Source organism: Microbacterium sp. (assembly GCF_030149085.1).
Lineage (GTDB): Bacteria > Actinomycetota > Actinomycetes > Actinomycetales > Microbacteriaceae > Microbacterium.
This window is the reverse complement of the sequence record NZ_JASBSF010000088.1, coordinates 1-2,708: the sequence shown is the minus strand read 5'-3', so window position 1 is coordinate 2,708 and position 2,708 is coordinate 1. Positions and strand designations below refer to the sequence as shown.

The 2,708-nt window shown below is 66.8% G+C and carries 3 protein-coding genes; all 3 read right to left on the bottom strand.

Going from position 1 to position 2,708, the window contains the following annotated elements:
- Positions 1-139 precede the first annotated feature (139 nt).
- Positions 140-1,183: a TerC family protein gene (locus tag Q1V87_RS03680; RefSeq protein ID WP_300590877.1), complete on the bottom strand. Its 1,044-nt coding sequence runs from the start codon at positions 1,181-1,183 to the stop codon at positions 140-142.
- 257 nt (positions 1,184-1,440) lie between these two features.
- A complete protein-coding gene (locus Q1V87_RS03675; RefSeq protein ID WP_300590876.1) occupies positions 1,441-2,106 on the bottom strand; it encodes a DUF2461 domain-containing protein in 666 nt (221 codons plus the stop codon).
- 56 nt (positions 2,107-2,162) lie between these two features.
- Positions 2,163-2,708 (bottom strand): alpha/beta fold hydrolase (locus Q1V87_RS03670; RefSeq protein WP_300590875.1); only part of this gene is annotated, 546 nt, incomplete at its 5' end.

The following is a 2,708-nucleotide window of genomic DNA, read 5'->3' as shown; positions in this document are numbered from 1 at the left end:
GACGAACGCGACGACCAGTGCGACGTTCCACCATAAGTCACCCATCAGCGGGTCACCCCGCCGATGCCGCCGGCGCGGCTGGCGCCCGGGGTCGCCCGGGCGCCGGGTCTGTCACCGGGGGCGGCCGTCGCGGGCGCGCTCACGATCGCCCCCGCACGTCGGTGATCGCGTCGGCCGCGGCATCCGTCTCACTCGCCTCCCCGGCGAGCGCATTCGCGCGACGGTCCTTGCGCGTCTTCGCGAGACTTGCGACCGTGGCGACCGCGATCGTCCCCGCGATGAACAGGAGCGAGATCCAGATGGGGATCTCGGGGATCACCGTGATCGGCTCGCCACCGTTCAGGAACGGCAGCTCGTTCTTGTGGAGGGCGTGGATGAGCAGCTTCACCCCGATGAAGGCGAGAATGACGGCGAGGCCCTGAGCGAGGTAGACCAGGCGCTCGAGCAGGCCGCCGATGAGGAAGTAGAGCTGCCGCAGACCCATCAGGGCGAAGGCGTTCGCGGTGAAGACGATGTAGGCCTCTTGCGTGAGCCCGTAGATCGCGGGGATCGAGTCGACCGCGAAGATGAGGTCGACGAATCCGATGGCGATGATCACGAGCAGCATCGGGGTGACGAACCGGCGGCCGTCCTTCTTCACCGTCAGCTTGTCGCCGTTGTATTCGTTGCTCACGGGCAGGATGCGTCGCATGAAGCGCATGAACCTGCCGTTGGCGGGGTCTGACTCACCGTGGGTGAACGCTTGGCGGTAGGCGAGGTAGAGAAGCAGTGCGCCGAAGACCCAGAAGATCCAGGAGAAGTTCTCGATGAGCGCCGCGCCCACCGCGATGAAGATCCCCCGCATGATGAGGGCGATGACGATGCCGATCATCAGCACTTTCTGCTGGTAGATCTTCGGCACTGCGAAGCCGGTCATGACGATGAGGAAGACGAAGAGGTTGTCGACCGACAGCGCCTTCTCGGTGAGGTACCCGGCGAAGTACTCGCCGCCGAAGTCCCAGCCCGACACCAGCCCGATTCCGACGCCGAACAGCAGCGCCAGGCCGATGTAGAACGCCGACCACCGCGCAGACTCGCCGAGGGTCGGTTCGTGAGGTTTGCGCACGTGCGCGAAGAACTCGTAGACGAAGAACGCGATCGTGACCGCGATCGTGATGATCCATACCGTCAGAGTGACGTTCACAGAGGGCTCCTGCCTTGGCGTTGATGACGAGATCGACGCCAAGGTCTTCTCCATCCCCGAAATCGGGAACCGGTGGCCCGGAACGCGTCCGTCCGCGTCCGTAGTGACGAGCCGACCGTGGTGGAGTACTCCCCTTGGTTGACAGCAGAATAGGGGAAGCGAACTTCCTGTTTCTGGGAAGCTGCTGTGAGGGAGGGGCGCGGTAGATCACCCGCCGGTGACAGGGTCGGATCAGCTGCTCGCGCACCTGAGCCGCGTCAGCGGCCGGGGCGTTCCCGACCCGGTCTCATGACGAGGTCGCCGAGGTTCTCGGCCAGCCAGCGGTTCCACACCGACACCGCCCGCCAGGCGTCGCTGATGATGTCGAAGGCATCCGGCGTCCACATCCAGTCGGCCAGCGCCTCCGTACGCCCGACGGCCAGGTGCTTCAGCCGCAAGAGCGCGATGCGCGGGTGATCGATGGGGTATCCGCGCGGAACAGTGCGTAATGCGCCGTCGGTCATGAGGGTCAGATCGTCGCCGGCCAGGGCGGTGAGCACCCCCTCGACCTCGGGTCCGCGCCGATTGTCGTCGACGAGCTCCCGGAAGCGCGCGAGGGCGGGCGCGGGCACGTCATAGACGCCGCCGCCGACGAGCAGTCCGGTCTCTGACAACTGCACGTAGTGAGCGATAGGCGCTTGCGAGACCATGCCGATGTGCAGCTTGTATGGCGACTTGTCGGCGCTGAAGCGCACGTCACGGTAGGGGCGGAAGACCTTGAGGTCGCCGAACTCCGGCTCGAGCTCAGCGGCGAGCTGCTCGAACGGCCCCCGCACTGCCGTGTCGTAGCGAGCCTTGTTCGCCGCCCACCATTCCCGGGTGTTGTCGATCGCCAGCTCGGCGAAGAACCGCGGGGCATCGGGGTCGAGACCATCGAATCCCATGCCGCGATGCTAGCGCTGACCGATGACATCGCCGGGTCGACGACGTGGAGCGCGTCTCAGGAGTGCGCGCCCAGGAACTCCAGACCCGCACGACGGAAGTCGCGCGAGCCGGGGGTGTTGAAGTGATGGCGTTCCGGGATCTCGACGAACGTCCCGTTCGGCGTGGCCTCCGCGAGTCGCCGAGACCGGTCGATGATGGCATCCTCGCTACCGGTGGCAAACAGCACGGGCTGCTGCGGCGGACGCGCGGGGTCGGGGTCACCGTCCTCCCCGAACCGCATACCCTCGGCGAGCGCGACGAGGGCGCGCAGGTCATTGTCGGGGACACGCTCGGCCAGGCTCACGTAGTTCTGCGTGACCCGGTCCGCCACGGGAGTGCCGTCGGTGACGTAGGCCCGCGCCTGATCCAGCTGCAGCCGGGCGAGCGGGGTGCCGTCGGGGATGCCGCCGAGCACCGCCCGGTCGACCCGAGCGGGAAGCTCCACCGCAAGCTGCCAGCCGACGCGGGCACCCAGCGAGTAGCCGAGATAGTGAACGGAGTCGACGAGGTAGGTGTCGAGCACGGTCACGAGGTCGCCCACGAGCGCGCTCATCTCGTAAGC